The organism is Achromobacter sp. GQ309 (genome assembly GCF_059759315.1).
On record NZ_JCAXDP010000002.1, the window covers coordinates 713,786 to 735,286 of the forward strand.

Sequence of the window (21,501 nt, forward strand, 5' to 3'; positions counted from 1 at the left end):
CGTCAGATGATCTCAAGTTCGGCGCGCAAGGCGCCCGCGGTCTTCATCGCCTGCAGGATGGCCAGCAGGTCCTGCGGCGTGGCGCCCAGGGCGTTCAGGCCCTTGACCACGTCGGCCAGGTTGGCGCTGGTGCTCACGCGCTGCAGCGAGCCGTTGTCCTGCCGCACTTCGATCTGGGTATTGGGCACCACCACCGTCTGGCCCTGCGTGAACGGCGTGTCCGGCTGAACGACCTCGTTCTGGCGGTTGATGATGACCGACAGGTTGCCGTGCGCCACGGCGGCCTCTTCGATCATGACCGTTCGGTTCATGACGACCGAGCCGGTGCGGGCGTTGATGATGACCTTGGCGACCGTCGGCGCGCGCGTGACCTGCAGGTCTTCCATCTGCGACAGGAAGCGGGCCTGCGAGCCCTGTTCCATGGGCGTGCGCACCTGGATGACGCGGCCGTCCAGCGCCGTGGCCGTGCCCTGTCCGAACTGGCGGTTCAGGGCCGTCGCCACGTTCTGCGCCGTGCCGAAGTCGGTATTGTTCAGTTCGACATGCACGTAGCCGTCGCGGGCAAACGTGGTCGGCACGCCGCGCTCGACGATGGCGCCCGCGCTGATGCGGCCGCCGTTCAACTGGTTGATCTGCACACTGGAACCGCCCGCAGACGCGCCGGCGCCGCCGACCAGGATGTTGCCCTGGGCAATGGCGTAGACCTGGCTGTCCGCGCCCTTGAGCGGCGTCATCAGCAGCGTGCCGCCGCGCAGGCTCTTGGCGTTACCCATGGACGAGACCACCACGTCCAGCGTCTGGCCGGGCCGCGCGAATGCCGGCAAGGTCGTCGTGACCATGACGGCGGCCACGTTCTTCAATTGCATGTTGCTGCCGGCGGGCACCGTGATGCCCAGCTGCGACAGCATATTGGTCAGGCTCTGCTGCGTGAATGGCGTCTGGCGCACCTGGTCGCCGCTGCCGTCCAGGCCCACGACCAGGCCGTAGCCGATGAGCTGGTTGCCCCGGACGCCCTGGATGCTGGCCAGATCCTTGAGCCGTTCGGCGTGCGCCGCACCGGCGCCCGCGGCCAGCCCGACGGCCACGCACACCCGCGCCATCAGGGACAGCAAGGTGGATATCGGAGTCTGTTGTTTCATGATTTAGAACGGCGAAGCGATCAGGAAGAAGCGTTGCAGCCAGCCCATGGTCTGGACTTCGTCCATGACGCCCTTGCTGCGGTATTCGATGCGCGCGTCGGCCACTTGCGTGGACGACACGCTGTTCGTGCCCGTGATGGAGCGCGGATCGACCACGCCGGCAAAGCGCACGTACTCGCTGCCGCGGTTGATGGCGATCTGCTTTTCCCCGGCGACCTGCAGGTTGCCGTTGGACATCACGCCCACCACCGTGGTCGTGATGGTGCCGGTGAAGGCATTGTTGGCGCTGCTGTCGCCCTTGCCCTGCGACACATTCCCGCCATTGGCTTCGGTGTTCAGGTTGGCGTTCGCCCAGCTGTCCATGAAGGACGGCGCCGCGGCGATGCCCAGCGTGGTCGAGCCGCTGCGATTGGTATTCGTCGCCACGTTCTTGGACGCGTTGGTGCGCTCGTTCAGCACGATCGTGACGATGTCGCCGACATTGCGGGGCCGGCGGTCTTCGAACAGCGGGTAATTGCCGTAAGTCGTGGGCTGGTAGATGGAGCCCGTGGGCTGCGCCATGGGCATCGGCGGCGGCGGCGGGGCCGCCGTCGTCGGCCCGGTCACGATGGGTTCGGGCGGGATCATGGCGCAACCAGCCGCCAGCAGAGCCAGCGCAGACGCAAGTACCAGGCGCAGGACAGACATGAGCATCACAGTTGGGTCAGGCGGGCCAGCATTTCGTCCGACGTCTTGACGGCCTTGCTGTTCATTTCGTAGGCGCGCTGCGTCGTGATCATGTTGACCAGCTCTTCAGCGACGTTGACGTTGGACGTTTCGACGTACTTCTGCATGATCGAACCCGCGCCGTCCACACCGGGCTGCAGCAGGTTCGCCGGACCCGACGAGTCGGTTTCCAGGTACAGGTTTTCGCCGATGCTTTGCAGGCCGGTCGGGTTGATGAACGTGGCGATCTGCAGCTGGCCGATCTGCACGTTGATGCCGGCGGCGCCGGGCTGCGTCACCGAGACCATGCCGTCGGTGCCGATGGTGATGGACAGCGCGTTGTCCGGCACGTTGATCGGCGGCTGGATGACGTAGCCGCTGACGGTGACGAGCTGGCCGTTCTGGTCGCGCTGCAGCGCGCCGTCACGCGTATAGGCCTGCGTGCCGTCGGGCAGTTCAACCGGCAGGAAGCCGCGGCCGTTGATCGCCACGTCCATTTCGCTGCCGGTGTTGTTCAGGTTGCCGTCCGAGTGGATGCGCTCGGTGGCGGCCACGCGCGCGCCGGTGCCCAGCTGCAGGCCCGACGGCAGTTGCGTGGCATCGCCCACCTGGGCGCCAGGCTGGCGCAGCGTCTGGTACATCAGGTCCTGGAACACGGCACGGCCGCGCTTGAACCCGTTGGTGGAGACGTTGGCCAAGTTGTTGGAAATCACGTCCATGGAGGTCTGCTGACCTTCCAGGCCCGTCTTGGCGATCCACAGCGAACGCATCATGATGAAAGACTCCGGTGCCGCGGCCTGGCCGCGAACTAAATGTTATTTAAATCAGGCGCTTACGGACAGAATGCCGTTGGCGCGTTCCGCGTTGCGGTCCGACTGCTGAATCACCTGCATCTGCTGCTCGAAGCGGCGGGCGTTTTCGATCATGCCCACCATCGACGCCATGGGATTGGTGTTGCTGCCTTCCAGCACGCCCGACAACAGGCGAAGGGCGGGGTCGGCGGGCACCGGCGGTGCGGGCTGGCCGTTGACCGGCGCCATGCGGAAGACGCCGTCGTCGCCGTGCACCAACTGCTTGTTGTCCGGGTTGACCAGCTTCAGGCGGCCCAGGTTCAGGATGTTGTTCGGCGCGTCGCCGGCGCCCAGCGCCGTGATCGTGCCGTCCGACGTGATGGTCAGCGCGGCCTGGTCGGGCACGTCGATGGGACCGCCCTGGTCCGACAGGACCGGCTGGCCCAGCGACGTCTGCAGCAGGCCGTTGATGCCGACCTGCAGGCTGCCCGCGCGGGTATAGGCCTCGCCTTGCGGCGTCTGCACCGCAATCCAGCCGTTCTCGCTGGCCAGCGCCACGTCCAGGCCGCGGCCCGTGGTCTGCATGGTGCCCATCTCGAAGCTGTTGCCGGGCGTGGACGCCACCGTCGAAACACGCGTAGGCAGGCTCACCCCGTCCGTCACGGGAACCGAGCGGTACAGCGCAATCTGCTCGCGAAAGCCCGCCGTGTTCACGTTGGCCATATTGTTGGAGAGCGCGGCCTGATGCTCCGTGATCCGCGCTGCGCCATTCATGGCGGTGTAGATGATTCTGTCCATTGCCTATTCCGTCGGTGTCGTCGCTTGCCCAGCGGGCATTACTTCAGGTTCATCAGGACTTGCATGATTTCGTCCTGGGTCTTGATGGTCTGCGAATTGGCCTGGTAGGTGCGCTGGGCAATGATCATGTTGACCAGCTCCTTGCTCATGTCCACGTTGGACGCTTCGGTCGCCTGACCCACCACCGTCGACATGCTGTTGGTGCCGGGCTGGCCCAGGATCGGCTGGCCGGAAGCCGCCGTTTCCTTCCAGGCGTTGTTGCCCACGGGCTGCAGGCCCTGCAGGTTCGAGAAGTCGGCCAGCACCAGCGTGCCCACGATCTGGGTTTCGCCGTTGGTGTAGCTGGCGACCAGGCTGCCGTCGCTGCTGATGTTGATGCCGCTGAACTCACCGGACGTGTAGCCGTCGGGCTTGGCAACCAGCTTGTAGTTGCTGCCGTACTGGGTCGTGCCGGTGTAGTTGATGGCGACGTTCAGCGGATCGGCCGGGGTGGTCGTGCCGCCGGGCTGGGCGAAGGTCAGGTTCACGATCGGCGCGCTGGTCAGCGTGCCGGCGTTGTTGAACGTGAACTGCGTGGGGTTGCCCCAGGTGCCGCCGGCTTCGGTGGTGGGCGCCATGGCCTGGCCGTCCATCGTGTAGTAGACGTCGTACACGCTGGTGCCTGCCGTCGCCTCACGCTTGACGAAGTACTGCATCACCTGGTGCGAGTTGCCCAGGGAGTCGAACACCGTCATGGGCGAGGCGTTCGTGTAGGTGCTGGAGATCTTGGGATCGAACGGTTTGCCGATCTCGATGACGGCGGCGGTGAACTCTTCATAACCGGGAATGGCGGTCAGGTCCTGCGTCACCTCGCCACCCGGACCAACGTTGATCGTAGTGGTGCCATCCGTAATCGCACCGGCAGGGACGACCCCACCCCCGCTAAAGCTAAGCGTGGCGACCCCCGTCGCGTTACGCGTGAAGGTGTAGTCGACCCCGTCGAACGTAAAGCTGCCCGGTTCCAGCGGCGACGTCTCGGTGTCGACCTGATAGATGACCTTGGCGTTGGCATCCAGGTTGGCCACGGTGGTTGCGCTGGTCGTCGCCTGCGGCGCGACGTTGGCGGTCGGCAGTTGCAGTTCGACCGGATTCGCACCAATCGCGCCGGCCGGGTAACCGGTCAGGCGATAGCCCTGCGCGTTCACGATGAAGTTGTTCTTGTCGACGAGGAACTCGCCGTTGCGCGTGTACATGACCGAGCCGCTCTGGTCGGTCACGCGGAACATGCCCTTCGCGCCGTCGATGGCGATGTCGTATTCGCCGCCGCCGCCCGTCACGGAACCGACCGTGAAGCGCTGGTTGATGGCCGAGACCTTGACGCCCAGGCCCACGCGCGAGCTGGCGTAAACGTCAGCGAACGATGCGGTGGCCGACTTGAAGCCGACGGTGCCCGAGTTGGCGATGTTGTTGCCGATGACGTCCAGGTTCTGCGCAGCGGCGTTCAAGCCGCTCAATCCTTGTCCGAAGCCCATGTTTACTCTCGCTAATCTTTAGTGGAAAAGCCGCCGCCCGTGCGCCGGCACCAATTCATATCCGCCCGTTCAGGCGCCGATCACCTTGCGCACGTCCAGCATGCTGGTCTGGCCGTCCAGGCCCAGATCCAGACGCAGGCCGTTGGTGGAGTACGCCACGCTCTTCACGTTGCCGTAGCTCAATACTTCCGAGTTCACCTTCGCGCCCTCGGCGTCGGTCGCCAGCACGGACACGTTGTACGCGCCCGGTTCCAGCGCCACGCCGGCGTCGTTCTTGCCATCCCATTCCAGCGTGTACACGCCGTTCTTCTGCTCGCCCAGCTCGATGGTGCGCACAACTGCACCGTTCGAATCCGAGATGCGGACCTGGACCTTGGCGGCGTCGCCCTGCAGATCCAAACCGTAGGGCGTGACCACGCGGTCCGCGGGGTTGGCGCTGTCGACACCGACCTTGACCTTCGTGCCCGGGATCAGGACGCCCTTGCCGATCATCGACACGGCGTTCATCGACTGGGACACGTCGATCTGGCCGCTGATGGCCAGCATGGTGTTCTTCAGGTTGGTGATGCCTTCCACCGTGGAAATCTGCGCCAGTTGCGACGTCAGCTCCGCGTTCTGCATCGGGTTCAGCGGATCCTGGTTCTTGAGCTGCGTGACCAGCAGCTTCAGGAACTGGTCCTGCAGGCCCTGCGCGGTGCTCGCGCTGTTGGCGCCGGTTTGCGCCAGGCCCATGGCCGTGGTGCTCGTGGTTTGGTCGACGGTGGTCATGGATAGACTCTGGCTGGAAATTAGGATTGACCGATGGTCAGCGTCTTCTGCATCAACGCCTTGGCGGTGTTGAGGACCTCGACGTTGGCCTGGTAGGACCGCGATGCCGCGATCATGTTGACCGTTTCGGCCACCGGATCGACGTTGGGCATGCTGATGTAGCCCTGCGCGTCAGCCAGGGGGTGTTTGGGGTCATAGACCATCTTCAGGGGCGACTGGTCCTGGACCACGCCGGCCACGCGAACGCCGCCGATCTCCTGGCCCAGCGCCTGGCCCGCGGCCGGGTTGACCTGGAACACGACCTGGCGGGCGCGGTAAGGCTGGCCATCCGGGCCGACCACACTGTCGGCGTTGGCCATGTTGCTGGCCGCCACGTTCATGCGCTGCGACTGCGCGCTCAACGCCGAACCGGCGATATCGAAAATGCTCAACAAGGACATTGCCTGTTGCTCCCTTTAAAGATCAATCCTGGATGGCGGTCTGCAGCCCGCGGATACGGTTGGAGATCAGCTGCATCGTGCTCTGGTAATGCAGGGTGTTGTCGGCGAACTGCACGCGCTCGATGTCCATGTCCACCGTGTTGCCGTCCATGCTGGGCTGGTACGGCAGGCGGTACAGCAGATCCGTCGGGCCCTGCGACACGGCCTTGGCCGGAATGTGGCGGGCCGACGTCAGCTTGAGCGACGTGTCGGGCAGGCGCATCGTGCCTTCCATGGCGCTTTGCATCGCGGCCTTGAAGTCGATGTCGCGCGCCTTGTAGTTGGGCGTGTCGGCGTTGGCGATGTTCGAGGAAAGCACTTCCTGGCGCTGCGCGCGCAGTGCCAAAGCCTGCTGGTAGAACCGGAAATCTTCGTTGAGCCTGTCGAGCATCGTGGCGCCTTGAATTCGTTGCAGATCAGATAAAGCGAGGGACGCCGGACGCACCGTTATCCCATTGGATGACGGCATGATAGGGGCCGGACCTGTAACACAATCAGCCAAACAACCCGTCATTTCTCATCCAATTCACGTATTGCCGAAAGCCGCCCACTTCTACAATTCATCCATCATGAAAATCTCCGCAAGACTCCTTCTCGCGCGCGCCGGCATCGCCGCCCTGCTCCTGGCCTCGGCAAGCGCCGTCCAGGCACAGGCCGCGGCCACCCAGGCCCCGGAAGCGATCATCATTGCGGCGCAGACCTATCTGCAGGAACAACTGGCCTCCCTGCCCGGCGAGGCGTCCATCGCCATCGACCCGCCGCGCACCGACCGCCTGACGCCGTGCGATGACCTGACGCCCTTCCTGCCGTCCGGCATGAAGCTGCGGTCGCGCATGACTGTCGGCGTGCGCTGCAACTCGGCCAAAGGCTGGACCGCCTACGTGCAGGCCTCCGTCAGCGTGGCCGGCCACTATTACGTCGCCTCGCGCCTGATCGCCGCCGGCCAGGCCCTGACCCCGGCGGATCTGGACGCCCGCGAGGGCGATCTGGTCACCCTGCCCCCCAACGCCATCACCGACCCGCAGGCGGTCGCCGGCATGACCGCCGCCTTCCGCATCAACGCCGGCCAGCCGATCCGCAGCTCGTCGCTGCGCAACGCCCAGTCGGTGCAGCGCGGCACGAACGTGCGGATCAACGCGCGCGGCAACGGTTTCATGGTCAGCAGCGAAGGCGAAGCCATGGGCAACGCGGCCCCCGGCGCCGTCGTCCAGGTGCGCACCGCGGGCGGCCAGGTGGTCAGCGGCGTCGTCCGGAACGCCACGCTGGTGGAAATTCAGCTATAGACCTGTTACAAATCGCGTTGCGCCTGGCTCGCATATACCCTAAAGTTCCTCCGGCCCTTGTCGTTACAGAGACATAAGTAGGCGGATCCGTCGCAAACCGACCCAGGACGCCCTGCGGAGAAAACCTTGAAAATCAATTCGACCACCAACCGGCCCCTCGCGGCCGACGCCGTCGGTGCCCGCGCCGAGTCCGCGGTCAGTCAAGCGTATGGCGCCGGCAGCGCCACCGGATCGAGCAGCTCGCAAGTCGCGCTGAGCTCGGCGTCGCGCAAGATGCTGGCCATGCAGGACGGCTCGAACGACATCAACGTCGAGCGTGTCGCCGCCATTCGCGCCGCGATCGCCTCCGGGCAGCTCAAGATCGACACCGGCCGCATCGCCGACAGCCTGATCGCCAGCGCCCGAGACCTGCTGAAATAGCCCGTCCCTTCCCTCTATTGAGCCGTCTGTCATGAGCCTCGTCGATTCCCTGCAATCCTGCATGAAGCAGGAAGACACCCTGATCTCCGAGTTCTCCTCGATCCTCGAGGAAGAAACCGAGGTCCTGGTCAGCCAGGGCAGCGTCGAAACGCTGAACCAGATCACCGAGCGCAAGCGCGGCATCGCGCAGCAACTGGTCGACCTCAGCCAGACGCGCGACAACCTGCTCAACGAAATCGGCCTGCCCGCGGGCCACGTCGGCACCGAACAGGCCGCCGCGCAGTATCCGCAGTTGTCCGGCGTGTGGCAGGCCCTGCTGACCAAGTCGGCCTCCGCCAGCGAAATCAACATGCGCAATGGCGCCCTGATCGACGTGCATCTGCGCTACACCCAGCAATCGCTGGACGCCCTGCGCAATGTCGGCGTCGGCAGCGCCTCGACGTACGACGCGCAAGGCCGCGGCGCCCGCAGCGCCCCGGGCCGCCGGCCGATCGTGGCGGGCTGACGCCTTTTCCGATCTCCTGCGGCATAAAAAAAACGGCGTGCATGGCACGCCGTTTTTTGTTTCCGCGAGACGGGGTCGCGGCCTTACGCCCCGCCCGTCATCTCCAGCAGCGCGAACATCTTCAGCAGCGCCACCGGCAGCATCTTGCCCGACAGCTTGCGCTCGGTGCCCACGATGCCTGACAACGGACCACGCACGACGTCAGCCGCCGGCGAATGCGCCAGCTGCCAGCATGCCGCGCCAAGCTGCCCGGCCATCAGCGACTGTCGCGCCAGCGTATGGGCGCCATCGACGGCGGGCACCGCCTGCCAGGCATTGGCCATGTAACGGAACGCCGCCTTGGCCTCCTCCTGCAGGACGAGCCAGCGCGCGATCGTCGCGGCGTCCGCCTGCGACGCCGGCAGGTTCGTCGCGCCGAACAACTGGCCCGCGACCTCGCCGGAGACCGTGTCGATCAGCCGCGCGCAGATGAGGCGGACGCTGACGCCCTGCCCCTTGCCCGGCAGCACGACTTCAGTGCCGGAGGCCCACAGCGCCAGCGGCGCGGTCTTGGCGCCCGGCGCCGGGCGCAGGCCCGGCATGTCGCCGGGCTGGCCGACGGGCAGGTAACCCACGCTCTTGCCGACGGCATTCAGGTTGGTCGGGCATTCGTCCTGGATCACGCGCGTGCCACCTGCGCAACGCGCTACCCAGGACACGCCCTGCTCGCTCAACGGCTGCCATAGCGCAACGGTGCCGGCCTCCAGCATGTGGACCAGCGGCAAGGACGACAGGCGCTCGCCCAGCCACTGCACGCGAGCCTGCAAGGCCGCCGCCGGGTCCGGCTGGGCCGGCGCGGCGGGCGCAAACGAACTCAACATGCCATGCGGCAGCGCGAGCTGCTGCGCGGGCGCGGCCAGTGCGGCGCCGCGGTCGCTCATCAACAGCGCGCCCATCAGCGCGCCGCCGGGCAAGGCCTCGCCCTTCATGGCGGTCTTGCCGTGCATCACGAGCAGGTTGCGGCTGCACGCAGCGGAAAATTCACGGCGCACCATCGCCAGTGGCTCATCGCCCAGCGCGGCCAGGCTGGCGCCCGCGCCGTCGCCGACGTACTCGCGCCAGGCGGTGCGCGATTGCAGGCACGCCGGGTCGCTGTCCAGCCACGAAATGGTGTCGTCCAGGTTCTGTGCTGCTGCGATCGACGCCGCACCGCCCTGCTGCGGCAGGATGGCCGAGGCCAGCAACTGGCGGCGGCGCGCCGGGTCCACGGCGTCCGGTTCGCGCGACGACGACACCAGCGACGCCAGGTCGGCCTCGCTCGGGGTGTACAGTGCGCGGGCGCGCTCGACCATCGAGAACGCGCGGTCGATCAGCACGTCCGCGCGGGCCAGTTCCATGTGCTCGGGCACCTTCTGGCCGACGGACATGTAATGGATCGGCAGGCGGTGGCGGATGGCGGTGTCGAGCGCCGCGCCCAGGCGGGTGGCTTCGTCCAGCTTGGTGATGATGCAGCCGGCCACATCTTCGCCCACGCCATTGCGATAGGCGTGCGCCACCTCGTCCAGCGTGTCGCCCTGGCTGGCGGCGTTGAGCACCAGCAGCCGGCGAACGGGCTTGCCGGCGTTGCACAGCATCGACGCCTGCTCGGCCACCAGGCGGTCGCGCTGGCTGATGCCGGTAGTGTCGATCAGCACGATCTTGCGGTTGCCCAGTTCGGCCAGAATGCGGCGCAGCTCGCCGGCATCGCGCACCGAGTGCGCCGGCACGCCCATCAGGCGGCCGTAGATCTGCAATTGTTCCAGCGCGCCGATCCGGAACAGGTCGGTCGTCAGCATGGCGACCTGCTCCCGGCCTTCGCGGGCCACGCAACGGGCGGCCAGCTTGGCCAGCGTCGTGGTCTTGCCCACGCCCGTGGGGCCGACCAGCGCATACACGCCGCCGGCCAGGAATTCGTCTTCGGAACGCACCACCGGCAGGTGGGTCACCAGTTCATTACGCGCCCAGCTCTGCGCAGCCTCGGTGGAGAGGCCTTGCGGCAGGCGCTCGACCAGCGTGCGGACCAGTTTGGTGCTGAAGCCGGCATCCAGCAGGCTGCGGAACAGCGCGGCGCCCGCGGGCTCGCGGCCCGGACCTTGGCGGCCGCCCCACAGCAGCCCGTCCATGCGGGTTTCCAGCGCGCCGCGCAAGGCGCTGATGGCGTCCTGCAGACCGGCGGCCGTATCGGCCGGCAGATTCGCGGGCGGCAAGCCCTGCGGCGGACGCACCGGGGCATCGGGCATGCGGCCCATGGGCGGCGCGGCATGCAGCATGGCCGGTTGCGGCGGCGCTGCCGGCGCCATGACGGGCGCCTGCACGGGTGCGGGCGGCGCGGCGTAGCCTTGGGGCGCGTGATAGGCGGTGGCGGGCGCAGCGGCCATGGCGGCTGCGGGCGCGGCGGTGGCCATGCGCTCGGGCATGGCGGGAGCTGGCGGCGTCATGCGGACTGCCGGCGCAAGCGGCGGCAGCTCGACGCGTACCGGTGCGGCCGGCTGAGGTGCGGCCGCCGTCGGTGCAACCGAAACCGGCTGCGGTGCAGCGGGTACGAATTCTGCCGGCGACGGTTCAATCTCCGGCTGCGCCGACGCCGCGTACGCGGATTGATAAGCGGCAATGGATCGCGCCGGCGGCGCGTACCCGGCTGGCGGCACGGGCGGCATGGCAGCCGGCGCAACCTGCGGCCGCGCCATTCCGGCCGGTGCGCCGAACGACGGCGCCGCGGGCTGACGTTCCGGCGCGGGCGGCGCATAGGCCGGCGCTTCGCGCGGCGGCGTCTGCTGCTGCGGCGCGTCGTCAAAGGCGCCATCAACGGTGGCCAGCACCTCGATGCCGCCCTCGACGCTGCGGTTCGACACGATCAGCGCGTCCGGCCCCAAGGCCTCGCGCACCTGACGCATCACGTCACGGGTGTTTGCCCCGTAAAAGCGGCTGATCTTCATTGCCCATTGCTCCCGCCGATCAGCGCCGTCACGCGGACGATGCGCTCATCGGGAATTTCCGTATTCGACAACACGCCAAGCTGCGGCAGATGATGCCGCAGGAAGCGCGACAGCGGCGCGCGCAGCACCGGCGACACCAGCAGCACCGGCGCATTGCCCTGCGACTCCTGCCGTTCAACCGCCGCCTGCGCCTCGCGCAGCAGCGTGTCGGCCAGCCCCGGCTCCAGGCCGCCGCTGGTCGTCATGGCCTGCGACAGCACGCGTTCCAGCTTCACGTCCAGGCCGATCACCCGCAGCTCGCCCTCGCCGGGGAACCATTGCTGCGTGATGGCGCGGCCAAGCGCGCGGCGCGTCAGCGCGATCAGCTCGTTGATGTCCGGCTGGCCGCCCGATCCGGCGGCCATCGCCGCCAGACGCGGGCCATGCTCGGACAGCGTATCGATGATGGTGCGCATGTCGCGGATCGGCACTTCTTCCGACAGCAGACCCTGCAGCACCTTCTGCAGCGCGGTGAGCGACAGCGTCTTGGGCACCAGGTCCTCGACCAGCTTCGGCGCGTCGCGGCCGATGCGATCCAGCAGCTGTTGCACTTCCTGGCGGCCCAACAGGTTCGAGCCGTGGCGATGCATCAGGTGATTCAGGTGCGTGGCCACCACAGTGCCCGCATCCACCACCGTGTAGCCGGCGACCTGGGCCTGATCGCGCAGCGAGCTGTCGATCCACAGCGCCGGCAGGCCGAACGCCGGATCGGTCGTCGGCGTGCCCTTGATCTGCATGGTCACGCCGCCCGGGTCGATGGCCAGCCACTGGCCCGGCATCGCGACCCCCGTGCCCACTTCCACGCCGGACAGCAGGATGCGGTAATCGTTGGGCTTGAGTTCCAGGTTGTCGCGGATGTGCACGACCGGCGGCAAAAACCCCACGTCCTGCGCAAACTTCTTGCGCAGGCTGCGGATGCGGTGAAGCAGCTCGCCGTTCTGCGCGTGGTCCACCAGCGGAATCAGGCGGTAGCCCACTTCCAGCCCCAGCTGGTCCACCATCGATACGTCTTCCCAGCTTGCCTCGGCAGCCGCGGCCTGCGCCTGGGTGATCGCCTGCGGCGGTATCTCCTCGGCGGCCACGGCGGCGGCCTTCTTGCGTTTGAGCAGCGCCCAGCCGCCCCAGCCCAGCGCGCCGGCCAGCGTCAGGAACGCGATGTGGGGCATGTTGGGGATGAGGCCCATGATGCCGATGATGCCGGCGGTCAGGAACAGCACGCTCGGGTTGGAGAACAGCTGGCTGATGATCTGCTGGCCGATGTCCTGGTCGGTCGACACACGCGACACGACCACGCCGGCGGCGGTGGAGATCACCAGCGCGGGGATCTGGGCAACCAGGCCGTCACCGATGGTCAGCAGCGTGTAGACGCGGCCGGCTTCGCCCATGGACATGTCGTGCTGCGCCACGCCGACGACCAGGCCGCCGATGATGTTGATCGCCATGATCAAGAGGCCGGCGATGGCGTCGCCGCGCACGAACTTGGAGGCGCCGTCCATCGAGCCGAAGAAGTCCGATTCCTGCGAGACTTCCGACCGGCGCTTGCGCGCCTCGTCTTCGCCGATCAGGCCGGCGTTCAGGTCCGCGTCGATCGCCATCTGCTTGCCGGGCATGGCGTCCAGGGTGAAGCGCGCGCCCACTTCCGCGATACGGCCCGCACCCTTGGTGATGACGATGAAGTTGATGATGGTCAGGATGATGAAGACGATGATCCCGACCGCGAAGTTGCCGCCCACCAGGAAGTGCCCGAAGGCCTCGATCACCTTGCCCGCGGCGTCCGGGCCCGTGTGACCGTGCAGCAGCACGACCCGGGTGGACGCGACGTTCAGCGACAGGCGCAGCAGCGTCGCGAACAGCAGGACGGCCGGGAACGCGGCAAAGTCCAGCGGCTTGCGCGTGAACATGGCCACCAGCAGGATCATCACGGACAACGCAATGTTGAAGGTGAACAGCAAGTCCAGCAGGAACGTGGGCAGGGGCAGCACCATCATGCCCAGCACCATCACGATCAGGATGGGACCCGCCAGCAGCCGCGCGTGCGTGCCGCCGTTATTCTTCAACATGGTGAGCAGAGCGCTCATTCCTTAAACTCCTTGTGCTGCGGTTTTTGCCTGCGGGTCCAGTTCGGCTGGCACGTTCAACTTCGTGGGGGCCGGGGGTTCAAGCCCCCAACCCGAGCGCCAGGATCGTAGCTGGAATACCCATGCCAGCACTTCCGCCACCGCGGTATACAGCTCGGCCGGGATTTCTTGTCCCAGCTCGACGTGTTGATGCAATGCGCGCGCCAACGGCGGCGCTTCCAATGTGGGAATCTTGTTTTCGGCGGCCAGCTCGCGGATCTTCGCGGCGATCAGGCCCGTGCCCTTGGCCAGCACGCGCGGCGCGCCGCCCTTCGATTCGTCGTACTTCAGCGCCACCGCATAGTGCGTCGGGTTGGTCACCACGACGTCGGCCTTCGGCACCTCGGACATCATGCGCCGGCGGGCCGCCTGACGCTGCTGCTGCCGGATGCGCGCCTTCACATGCGGATCGCCTTCGCTTTCCTTGTGCTCCTGGCGCACGTCTTCCTTGGACATCCGCAGCTTCTTCAGATGGCTCCAGATCTGCCAGGGCACGTCCAGCATGACGATGATGAGCAGCGACGCCACGATGAAGGCGCAGCACATCGCCACCAGGGTCAGCGCCTTGGTCAGCGCGGCCGACGGCGCCACGTGCATCAGCCCCATCATGTCGTCGTGATAGCGCCAGATGACCCAGACCGCCACGCCGCCCACCAGCAGCGCCTTGGCCAGCGCCTTGATCAGCTCCACCACCGTCTGCGACGAAAACATGCGCTTCAAGCCGGCCAGCGGGCTGAGCTTCGAAAAATTGGGCGTCAGCGGCTTGGTCGAAATCACCAGGCCGCCCAGCACCACGCTCGACAGCACTGCAACCACCGCCAGCAGACCGAAGATCGGCAGCAGCACCAGCAGCGCATGGCCGAAACCGCTTACCGCCTGCTCGACCATGACCCCGGGATCCAGCGCGACGCGCTGATCGAAGGCCAGCCCGTTGCGCAGCACGCCGCTCAGGCCCCTGTACAGCGACCCGCCTCCCGCCCAGATCGCGGCGACACCGACGGCCAGCATCATGAACGTGCCCAGTTCCCGGGAACGCGCAATCTGCCCCTCCTCGCGCGCCTTTTCCAGGCGCCTGGGAGAGGCGGCTTCGGTTTTCTCGAGGTCGCTTTCTTCGGACATGCTCTACGGGATCGTTGCGGCTCGCTGACGTGGAATGCAAGCCGCCCGCCGAGATTCTAGGAGGCGCGGGGGGTTGGCGATATGCCAAGAAACGGGGGGAAAGCGGCGCTATTCCCGGATGCGCCGCCGGCTGCCGGGCAGCCCCCCTTGGCGGCGCCTTCAGCCCGCCGCTTCAACTTGCCACATCAAGCCGCGCCATCAAGCCGCGCCATCAAGCCGCAACATGAACGCCCGCGTGACGCCACCCCGTCAACCCGCCACCGGCGCCGCCCGTCCCCCGGCGCCCTGCCCGTCCACGATCGCCTGGAAACGCGCGTAATCCAGCCCGATGCGCACGGCGCCCCAGTGTTCCGGCCCCAGATAAATGGGCAGGGAAATGTCGTTGACGATCTCGCCGGTATCCCGCGAATACGTCTGGAACAACTGCGCGCCCGTGTTGGCAGCCAGCCGGGCGCCCACGGGATCGTCAAAGATCCGCTTGTTGCGCACCCGGACGATGTCGACCTTCGGATCGCCGGTCGGCGCCAGCGAAAATCGGCTGTTGTGCGCGGGTGCGTAACCCCGGTTGTCCACCAGGATCGTGTAGATCGCGCCGGGCACCGCCTGCAGCACACTGTCGAGCAGGCGCGTCAGCGGCTCGTCGATGGCCCGGTCATACGCCGTGTGATACCGCGGCGGCTCGCTGCCGGGAATGCGCTGGTAGTGGCGGTCGAACACGTCGACACCGCGCCGCCGGGCATCGTGCAGCAGTCCGGCCGCCGCGTCCGCAAACGCCTCCAGCGACGCCGACAGGCTGTCGAACGCGGTATCGCCGGTGCGCATGTCGGCCAGCACCTCCTGCACGCTTTCGGTCTGGCGGCGGATGCGGTCGATCTCGCCCGACATGCTGCCGACCCGTTCCAGCACGTCCGCGCTCAACGCCGCGATGCGCCCCACCTCCTGGCTCATGCCGTGATTGGTGGCGTCGACCTCGCCAATCGCCTGGACCACTTCACCCACCTGCCGGTTCATGCTGTCGAAGTCGCGCACGAAGCGCTCGAATCCGTCACAGGTGCGGTTCAGCACCGCGCCCGACGCGTCCACATCCTCGCGCAGCGTGCCGGTCTGGCGCTGGGTGGATTCGACCAGGTCCAGCATCTCTGAGGTATGGCGGCCGATGTCGCCGGTGGCGGTGTTGACGCGTTCGGCCAGACGGCCGACCTCGCTGGCCACCACCGCAAAGCCTCGGCCCGCATCCCCTGCCCTGGCCGCCTCGACGCCCGCGTTCAACGCGAGCAACTGGGTCTGCAGCGCAATGCCTTTGATTGCCTGGCTGATGTCGCCCACTGATTTCGCGCGGGCGGCCAGTTGCCCCACCACTTCGGTAAAAGCCGCCATCTCTTGCGTCATGCGGTCGACGCGCGTCTTGACCTCGGTCAGCTCCGCCAGCGCCTGCTCTGCGGCATGCAGGTTCTGGCCGGACACGGCGGCGATTTCGCGGGCATGCGTGGAGGTGGATGCCGACAGGTCAGCGATCTGCGCGCCGCTGGCGGCAAGCGCGTCGGCGGCCCTGGCCTGCTCGCGCGCCAGCAGCGAACAGCGCCCCGCCTGGAACTGCGTGCGCGCCGCGTTCAGCGCGATCTCGATGCTGGACTGGCGCACCGTCATGACCCGCACGCGGATCTGCGCCAGAAAACGGTACAGCGGCCAGGCGGCCGGACTGAAAGACAGGGCGCGCTCCGACAGCATCGCGTCGCCGCGATTGAGCCGACGCAACAAGCCCCACATGCCGCCCAGGCGGAATACGGATCTGGCCATGATGAACCTCCTCTCCCTGGCCCGGACCGCCTGCTTTGGGCATCCGTGGCCTGACGCGCTAGGCGCGCCTTGTCTCGCGCTGCAAGGCCCCGATTATTGTTGGCAGGAGTCTATCGGGCGGGTCGCGTTTGCGCTCTTAGGGAATACGTCATGCGGACGAGGCGGCAAAGACGGCCAAGTGCGGCAGGCAGCCGCAAGGACGCAGCGCGCGCGGGTGTCAGACACCAGGGCCATGCGGGTGTCTGACACCGGGGCAATGTCCGGGAGCGGACATCGCCCGAGGGCCGGGCTTAGAAGCCCAGGCTGGCCAGCAGGTCGTCGACCTGGTCCTGGCTGGTGACCACGTCGGTCTTGCCTTGCGGGTTGATCTGCGGACCGTTGAGCAGGCTGTTGGCTTCATCGCGGCGCTCTTGCGGCACGTTGTCCAGCAGCACCTGCAGCAGTTCGCGTTCGATCGCGCCCACCACGTCCATCATGCGCATGATGACCTGGCCCGTGAGGTCCTGGAAATCCTGCGCCATGATGATTTCCATCAGCTTGGACTGCGTCTGCTGCGTCTGCTTGGGCACGTCGGCCAGGAAGGCGCGCGTGTCCTGCACCAGTTCGCGCGCTTCAGGCATCTCCAGCGGCTGGTCGTACCATTGCTGCCAGCGGCTATCCAGCGCCTGGGCCGAACGCGACATGTTGTCCTGGATCGGACCGGCCTGCTCGGTGGCGTTGAGCACGCGGTTGGCGGCCTGCTCGGTCATCTGCGCCACGTACCGCAGGCGGTCGCGCGCATCGGGGATTGCATTGGCGGCGTCCTTGATCGCTTGATCCAGGCCCAGTTCGCGCATGCTGTCGCGCAGCATGCGGGTGAGCGAGGCGATGCGATGGATCAGGTCGGGCGACTCTGCCGGGTCAACTGTTTCCGTCGAGCTCATCGCACACCTCACCCGCCAATTTTCTCGAAGATCTTGTTCAGCTTTTCCTCCAGCGTTGCCGCGGTGAAAGGCTTGACCACGTAACCGTTGGCGCCGGCCTGGGCTGCGGCAACGATGTTTTCCTTCTTGGCTTCTGCCGTCACCATCAGCACCGGCAGCGAGGCCAGCGATGCGTCGGCGCGGATCTGCTTGAGCATCTCCAGACCGTCCAGGTTGGGCATGTTCCAGTCGGACACCACGAACTGGAAGCCGCCGTTGCGCAGCTTCTCCAGGCCAATGGCGCCGTCCTCGGCCTCATCCACGTTTTCGAAACCCAGCTCCTTGAGCAGGTTGCGGATGATCCGCCGCATGGTGGGGAAGTCATCCACCACCAGAATCTTCAGGCCCTTGTCTACCATCTTTCACTCCAGAAAAAATTTGCTTGAGACCGATCGTGGCGTCAGTCCGCGTTAAACGCGGTGCCCACGGTCGCCCAGGCGAGTCAGAATGCGTTCGCTCATCGCCGACAACGGCACCACTTCACTTGCAGCCCCGATGGCAATGGCCTCGCGAGGCATGCCAAAGACCACGCAGCTTGCTTCGTCCTGCGCGATCGTGTGCGCGCCCGCCCGGTGCATGGCCAGCATGCCGGTGGCGCCATCCTTGCCCATGCCCGTCAGGATCACGCCGATGGCGTTCTTGCCCGCCGCCACGGCCGCGGAATTGAACAGCACGTCCACGGACGGACGGTGGCGGTTGACCGGTTCGCTGGCTTCCAGCTCGATGACGTAGTTGGCGCCACTGCGGCCCAACCGCATGTGCATCTCGCCGCCCGGCGCCAGGTACACGTGGCCCGGCAGCACGCGCTCGCCGTGCACGGCCTCGCGCACGGTCACGGCGCACAGCGCGTCCAGGCGCTGCGCGAACGACCGCGTGAAGCCGGCCGGCATGTGCTGCGTGATCAGGATCGCGGGGCTGTCCGGCGGCAGCGGCTGCAGGACTTCGCGGATGGCTTCGGTGCCGCCGGTGGACGCGCCCACGATGACCAGCTTTTCCGAGCTGGACAGCGGACGGCGCAGCATGGGCGCCGGCGCGGCTGCCGCCGCATGGGGCGTGGGCGCGCGCAGCTTGGCGCGCGACGCGGCGCGGATCTTGTCGGCAATGAGTTCCGTGTATTCGAGCAGGCCGTCGCGAATGCCCAGCTTGGGCTTGGTCACGAAGTCGATGGCGCCCAGTTCCAGCGCGCGCAGCGTGATTTCGCCACCACGCTCGGTCAGCGACGACACCATCACGACCGGCATCGGACGCAGGCGCATCAGCTTTTCCAGGAAATCCAGCCCGTCCATGCGGGGCATTTCCACGTCCAGCGTCAGCACGTCGGGGTTGTGACGCTTGATCAGGTCGCGCGCGACCAGCGGATCGGGTGCGGTCGCAACCACTTCCATATCCGGCTGGCTATTGATGATTTCGGTCATCAAGCCGCGCACAAGCGCGGAGTCATCCACACACAAAACGCTTATTTTCTTCATCTTGTTTGCTGCCCTGGCCCGTTCAGGCCTTATTTGCGCATTCGTAGACTGTCTGCCCGCGCAGACGGAAATCCCGGCTGATGTACGTGAAGTTCTCGGAGTGGCCGGCAAACAGCAGGCCGCCCGGCTTCATGAGGGGCACGAACCGCTCCAGGATCTTGGCCTGGGTCGGCTTGTCGAAATAGATCATGATGTTGCGGCAGAAGATCACGTCGAACTTTTCGGTGATCCCCCACGACGGCGACAAGAGGTTCAGCGTCTCGTATCGCACCATCTCGGCGATCTCGGGCCGCACCCGCACATGCCCTTCGTTCGCGCCGCGTCCTTTCAGGAAGAAGCGGCGCAGGCGCTCGCTTTCCATCTTCGCGACGCGTTCGTTCGGATAGACGCCCGTGCGCGCCCGGTTCAGCACGCTGGTGTCGATGTCGGTAGCCAGCACGGTCGAGCCGGCGGCCCGCGGGCCCAGGGCTTCGGTCAGCGTAATGGCGATCGAGTACGGCTCTTCGCCCGTCGAGGCTGCGCAACACCACGCCGAAACGGGTCCCCCGCGCTTCTTCGCGAAGTCCGCCAGGATCGGAAAGTGATGCGATTCACGAAAGAACGCGGTCAGGTTCGTCGTGAGCGCGTTGATGAAGTCTTCCCACTCCGCGGCGTCGGGCTCGTTCTCCAGGCTGTCCAGATAACTGCCGAAATCCTGCCCGCCCAACGCCCGCAGGCGGCGCGCAAGGCGGCTGTAGACCATCTCGCGCTTGTGCGTGCCGAGCGAAATGCCGGCGCGCGCGTGGATCATCTTGCGGACGCGGGAAAAATCCGCGTCACGGAAATCAAACTGGCGGTCCACCGAAATGGACGGGGCCGTATTCGCCGAAGTTGCCACGCGTATCCTCAGCGTCCCAGAGCAGGCGCATCGGGCGCATGCAGGCGGGCGTCGTCATAGGTGGCGTGCACCGATGACAGCCGATGCGCCGGCACTTCGATGACCTCGCCCGTATTGATCTTGAACACGGCCACCGCTTCGGCCAGGCGCTGCGCCTGTTCCTGCAGCGAGCCCGCGGCGGCAGCCGCCTCTTCCACCAGCGCCGCGTTCTGTTGCGTCACTTCGTCCATCTGCGACACGGCCCGGTTCACCTGGTCGATGCCGCTGGATTGTTCTTCGGACGCTGCCGAGATCTCGCCCATGATGTCCGTCACGCGCTTCACCGAGGCCACGATTTCCTGCATCGTGGAGCCGGCGCGTTCGACCTGCTGAGAACCCGCGCCCACCTTGGTCACGGAGTCTTCGATCAGGCCCTTGATTTCCTTGGCGGCCTGGGCGCTGCGCTGCGCCAGCGAACGCACTTCGCCCGCCACTACCGCAAAACCCTTGCCCTGCTCACCGGCGCGCGCGGCTTCCACCGCCGCGTTCAGCGCCAGGATGTTCGTCTGGAATGCGATGCCGTCGATCACCGACACGATTTCCGAGATCTTGCGCGAGCTGGCCGAGATGCCTTCCATGGTGTGCACCACTTCCGACACCGCCGCGCCGCCGCGCTCGGCCACGTCAGACGCGCTGGCGGCCAGCTGGTTGGCCTGGCGGGCGTTGTCCGCGTTCTGCTTGACGGTCGACGCCAGCTCTTCCATCGAGGCGGCGGTCTCTTCCAGCGAAGCGGCCTGTTGCTCCGTGCGGCTGGACAGGTCCGTGTTGCCCGCCGCGATCTCATGCGAGCCCACGTTGATTTCATCGACGCCGCGGCGCACCGAGGCCACCGTGCGCGTCAGGCTTTCCTGCATGCGCTTGAGCGCCGCGAACAGCTGGCCGATTTCATTGGTGTTGCTGGCTTCCACGCGAGCCGTCAGGTCGCCGCCGGCAATGCGGTCGAAATGGTGGCCGGCTTCCTTCAGCGGCTGCAGCACGCGGCGGCGCAGGAAGACGTAGGTAGCGAACACCAGCAGCGCCGCGATGATGCCGCCGGCGCTGACGGCCATCAGCACAAACTGGTAGCGCACTTGCGCCACTTCGAACGCGTCCGTCATCTTGCTGGCGCGCCAAAAGTCAAAGCCTTCGACGGCGCGCGCAAAGCGGCCTTCCAGGGCGTCCTGCACCTTCTGGATCTGCGTCTGGTAAGCCGGCATGTCGGCCTTTTCCAGCGCGGCGACCAACGGTGCGACACCCTGCTGCACCAGCGCCGCATAGGAGTCGTCGATCTCCTTCAGGGCCTCGGCGGCTTCGGCCGGCCGTGGCAGGGTCTTGAAGAAATCGAACTCGGCCTGGCCCTTGTTCAGCGACGCCTTGGCACGTTCCAGCAGGCCGGCGGCCTCGCTGGACAGACCTTGCGCCAGCAGGGTCGGCTGACCGACGCTGCGCACGATGTCCGCATAGTTCAGGGTCGCGGCACGGGCCAGGCCGTTCAGCGTGTCCTTGTGGCTCAGCACGACGCGGTTGACGGCGTCGTTCAATTCCTGCGATTGCTTGATCTCGGCCAGTGTCCCATTGCTGATGCGCAACGACAACACGCCCAGCGCGGCACCAATCACCAACATGAATGAGAAGAACGCCAGCACCCACAACAGGCTGCTGCGTATCGTCATGTTCGCGAAAAACTTGCGCATCACAAGAACCATCCCTTGACTGCAATCGTTAAAGGAAAGCGCCACATCGCGATCAA

Annotated in this window: 20 protein-coding genes; 3 read left to right on the plus strand and 17 right to left on the minus strand. The window is 66.5% G+C overall.

Going from position 1 to position 21,501, the window contains the following annotated elements; all coding sequences use genetic code 11:
• Window positions 1-2: 2 nt before the first annotated feature.
• From AC6CIE_RS08615 to flgB, 8 genes are all read right to left on the minus strand, one after another.
• A complete protein-coding gene (locus AC6CIE_RS08615; protein WP_279975072.1) occupies window positions 3-1,139 on the minus strand; it encodes a flagellar basal body P-ring protein FlgI in 1,137 nt (378 codons plus the stop codon).
• Between the two features lie 3 nt (window positions 1,140-1,142).
• Window positions 1,143-1,832, minus strand: a complete 690-nt coding sequence (locus AC6CIE_RS08620) for a flagellar basal body L-ring protein FlgH (protein ID WP_498091990.1) — start codon at window positions 1,830-1,832, stop codon at window positions 1,143-1,145.
• Window positions 1,832-2,617 (minus strand): flagellar basal-body rod protein FlgG, encoded by a 786-nt coding sequence (gene flgG, locus AC6CIE_RS08625; protein ID WP_105238493.1) that lies wholly within the window; start codon window positions 2,615-2,617, stop codon window positions 1,832-1,834. The genes AC6CIE_RS08620 and flgG overlap by 1 nt, the downstream gene beginning before the upstream one ends.
• A gap of 51 nt (window positions 2,618-2,668) precedes the next feature.
• A complete protein-coding gene (locus AC6CIE_RS08630) occupies window positions 2,669-3,433 on the minus strand; it encodes a flagellar basal body rod protein FlgF (RefSeq protein ID WP_175126212.1) in 765 nt (254 codons plus the stop codon).
• 38 nt (window positions 3,434-3,471) lie between these two features.
• A complete protein-coding gene (locus AC6CIE_RS08635) occupies window positions 3,472-4,944 on the minus strand; it encodes a flagellar hook-basal body complex protein (RefSeq protein WP_498091992.1) in 1,473 nt (490 codons plus the stop codon).
• A 69-nt stretch (window positions 4,945-5,013) separates the two neighbouring features.
• Entirely contained in the window at window positions 5,014-5,712 is a 699-nt protein-coding gene (locus tag AC6CIE_RS08640) for a flagellar hook capping FlgD N-terminal domain-containing protein (RefSeq protein ID WP_175126214.1), read from the minus strand.
• A gap of 20 nt (window positions 5,713-5,732) precedes the next feature.
• The gene (flgC, locus tag AC6CIE_RS08645) at window positions 5,733-6,152 is read right to left on the minus strand and encodes a flagellar basal body rod protein FlgC (RefSeq protein WP_105238489.1); all 420 of its coding nucleotides are present in this window, start codon (window positions 6,150-6,152) and stop codon (window positions 5,733-5,735) included.
• A 22-nt stretch (window positions 6,153-6,174) separates the two neighbouring features.
• Entirely contained in the window at window positions 6,175-6,582 is a 408-nt protein-coding gene (gene flgB / locus AC6CIE_RS08650) for a flagellar basal body rod protein FlgB (RefSeq protein WP_175126215.1), read from the minus strand.
• 178 nt (window positions 6,583-6,760) lie between these two features.
• On the opposite strand from flgB, the gene flgA reads away from it, so the two are divergent.
• The 3 genes from flgA to AC6CIE_RS08665 all read left to right on the plus strand — a co-directional run bounded on the left by flgA (window position 6,761) and on the right by AC6CIE_RS08665 (window position 8,399).
• The gene (gene flgA / locus AC6CIE_RS08655) at window positions 6,761-7,474 is read left to right on the plus strand and encodes a flagellar basal body P-ring formation chaperone FlgA (protein ID WP_175186090.1); all 714 of its coding nucleotides are present in this window, start codon (window positions 6,761-6,763) and stop codon (window positions 7,472-7,474) included.
• A gap of 126 nt (window positions 7,475-7,600) precedes the next feature.
• Entirely contained in the window at window positions 7,601-7,894 is a 294-nt protein-coding gene (flgM, locus tag AC6CIE_RS08660; protein ID WP_056570190.1) for a flagellar biosynthesis anti-sigma factor FlgM, read from the plus strand.
• Window positions 7,895-7,925: 31 nt separating this feature from the next.
• The gene (locus AC6CIE_RS08665) at window positions 7,926-8,399 is read left to right on the plus strand and encodes a flagella synthesis protein FlgN (RefSeq protein WP_175139611.1); all 474 of its coding nucleotides are present in this window, start codon (window positions 7,926-7,928) and stop codon (window positions 8,397-8,399) included.
• An 83-nt stretch (window positions 8,400-8,482) separates the two neighbouring features.
• On the opposite strand, the gene flhF is transcribed toward AC6CIE_RS08665, so the two are convergent.
• The 9 genes from flhF to AC6CIE_RS08710 form a co-directional block, all read right to left on the minus strand.
• Window positions 8,483-11,353, minus strand: a complete 2,871-nt coding sequence (flhF, locus tag AC6CIE_RS08670; protein WP_498091994.1) for a flagellar biosynthesis GTPase FlhF — start codon at window positions 11,351-11,353, stop codon at window positions 8,483-8,485.
• Window positions 11,350-13,470: a flagellar biosynthesis protein FlhA gene (gene flhA / locus AC6CIE_RS08675; RefSeq protein WP_286936259.1), complete on the minus strand. Its 2,121-nt coding sequence runs from the start codon at window positions 13,468-13,470 to the stop codon at window positions 11,350-11,352. The genes flhF and flhA overlap by 4 nt, the downstream gene beginning before the upstream one ends.
• Window positions 13,471-13,473: 3 nt before the next feature.
• On the minus strand, window positions 13,474-14,628 hold the full coding sequence (gene flhB, locus AC6CIE_RS08680) for a flagellar biosynthesis protein FlhB (protein WP_175126220.1): 1,155 nt from the start codon (window positions 14,626-14,628) through the stop codon (window positions 13,474-13,476).
• Between the two features lie 249 nt (window positions 14,629-14,877).
• Window positions 14,878-16,425 (minus strand): methyl-accepting chemotaxis protein, encoded by a 1,548-nt coding sequence (locus AC6CIE_RS08685; protein ID WP_254594347.1) that lies wholly within the window; start codon window positions 16,423-16,425, stop codon window positions 14,878-14,880.
• A 290-nt stretch (window positions 16,426-16,715) separates the two neighbouring features.
• Window positions 16,716-17,348 (minus strand): protein phosphatase CheZ, encoded by a 633-nt coding sequence (cheZ, locus tag AC6CIE_RS08690; protein WP_056570181.1) that lies wholly within the window; start codon window positions 17,346-17,348, stop codon window positions 16,716-16,718.
• 8 nt (window positions 17,349-17,356) lie between these two features.
• Entirely contained in the window at window positions 17,357-17,746 is a 390-nt protein-coding gene (gene cheY / locus AC6CIE_RS08695) for a chemotaxis response regulator CheY (protein ID WP_056316584.1), read from the minus strand.
• A gap of 51 nt (window positions 17,747-17,797) precedes the next feature.
• Entirely contained in the window at window positions 17,798-18,856 is a 1,059-nt protein-coding gene (locus tag AC6CIE_RS08700) for a protein-glutamate methylesterase/protein-glutamine glutaminase (protein WP_175126221.1), read from the minus strand.
• Window positions 18,857-18,878: 22 nt separating this feature from the next.
• Window positions 18,879-19,733: a CheR family methyltransferase gene (locus AC6CIE_RS08705; protein ID WP_498091997.1), complete on the minus strand. Its 855-nt coding sequence runs from the start codon at window positions 19,731-19,733 to the stop codon at window positions 18,879-18,881.
• A gap of 8 nt (window positions 19,734-19,741) precedes the next feature.
• Window positions 19,742-21,445, minus strand: coding sequence for a methyl-accepting chemotaxis protein (locus tag AC6CIE_RS08710; protein WP_175139608.1), 1,704 nt, complete (start codon window positions 21,443-21,445; stop codon window positions 19,742-19,744).
• Between the last annotated feature and the right edge of the window lie 56 nt (window positions 21,446-21,501).

Bases quoted from the DNA above. Each gene is read 5' to 3' on its own strand.
- AC6CIE_RS08615 (WP_279975072.1), bottom strand. From the start codon at position 1,139: ATGAAACAACAGACTCCGATATCCACCTTGCTGTCCCTGATGGCGCGG.
- AC6CIE_RS08620 (WP_498091990.1), bottom strand. From the start codon at position 1,832: ATGCTCATGTCTGTCCTGCGCCTGGTACTTGCGTCTGCGCTGGCTCTG.
- flgG (WP_105238493.1), bottom strand. From the start codon at position 2,617: ATGATGCGTTCGCTGTGGATCGCCAAGACGGGCCTGGAAGGTCAGCAG.
- AC6CIE_RS08630 (WP_175126212.1), bottom strand. From the start codon at position 3,433: ATGGACAGAATCATCTACACCGCCATGAATGGCGCAGCGCGGATCACG.
- AC6CIE_RS08635 (WP_498091992.1), bottom strand. From the start codon at position 4,944: ATGGGCTTCGGACAAGGATTGAGCGGCTTGAACGCCGCTGCGCAGAAC.
- AC6CIE_RS08640 (WP_175126214.1), bottom strand. From the start codon at position 5,712: ATGACCACCGTCGACCAAACCACGAGCACCACGGCCATGGGCCTGGCG.
- flgC (WP_105238489.1), bottom strand. From the start codon at position 6,152: ATGTCCTTGTTGAGCATTTTCGATATCGCCGGTTCGGCGTTGAGCGCG.
- flgB (WP_175126215.1), bottom strand. From the start codon at position 6,582: ATGCTCGACAGGCTCAACGAAGATTTCCGGTTCTACCAGCAGGCTTTG.
- flgA (WP_175186090.1), top strand. From the start codon at position 6,761: ATGAAAATCTCCGCAAGACTCCTTCTCGCGCGCGCCGGCATCGCCGCC.
- AC6CIE_RS08665 (WP_175139611.1), top strand. From the start codon at position 7,926: ATGAGCCTCGTCGATTCCCTGCAATCCTGCATGAAGCAGGAAGACACC.
- flhF (WP_498091994.1), bottom strand. From the start codon at position 11,353: ATGAAGATCAGCCGCTTTTACGGGGCAAACACCCGTGACGTGATGCGT.
- flhA (WP_286936259.1), bottom strand. From the start codon at position 13,470: ATGAGCGCTCTGCTCACCATGTTGAAGAATAACGGCGGCACGCACGCG.
- flhB (WP_175126220.1), bottom strand. From the start codon at position 14,628: ATGTCCGAAGAAAGCGACCTCGAGAAAACCGAAGCCGCCTCTCCCAGG.
- AC6CIE_RS08685 (WP_254594347.1), bottom strand. From the start codon at position 16,425: ATGGCCAGATCCGTATTCCGCCTGGGCGGCATGTGGGGCTTGTTGCGT.
- cheZ (WP_056570181.1), bottom strand. From the start codon at position 17,348: ATGAGCTCGACGGAAACAGTTGACCCGGCAGAGTCGCCCGACCTGATC.
- cheY (WP_056316584.1), bottom strand. From the start codon at position 17,746: ATGGTAGACAAGGGCCTGAAGATTCTGGTGGTGGATGACTTCCCCACC.
- AC6CIE_RS08700 (WP_175126221.1), bottom strand. From the start codon at position 18,856: ATGAAGAAAATAAGCGTTTTGTGTGTGGATGACTCCGCGCTTGTGCGC.
- AC6CIE_RS08710 (WP_175139608.1), bottom strand. From the start codon at position 21,445: ATGCGCAAGTTTTTCGCGAACATGACGATACGCAGCAGCCTGTTGTGG.